This is a genomic window from Arthrobacter sp. SIMBA_036, assembly GCF_046535135.1.
Classification (GTDB): Bacteria; Actinomycetota; Actinomycetes; order Actinomycetales; family Micrococcaceae; genus Arthrobacter.
The window spans coordinates 1-246 of record NZ_JAWRXG010000390.1; the positions used below are offsets into that span (position 1 = coordinate 1).

The window sequence follows — 246 nt, forward strand, 5'->3', positions numbered from 1 at the left end:
CTTAGAAGTGAGAATGCCGGTATGAGTAGCGAAAGAGGGGTGAGAATCCCCTCCACCGAATGCCTAAGGTTTCCTGAGGAAGGCTCGTCCGCTCAGGGTTAGTCGGGACCTAAGCCGAGGCCGAAAGGCGTAGGCGATGGATAACAGGTTGATATTCCTGTACCACCTCCTCACCATTTGAGCAATGGGGGGACGCAGGAGGATAGGGTAAGCGCGGTATTGGATATCCGCGTCCAAGCAGTTAGG

At 54.9% G+C, this 246-nt stretch carries 1 rRNA gene; it reads left to right on the top strand.

Features of this window, described 5'->3' with window-relative positions:
• A 23S ribosomal RNA gene (locus SB659_RS20270) occupies nucleotides 1–246 on the top strand; the annotation flags it as partial.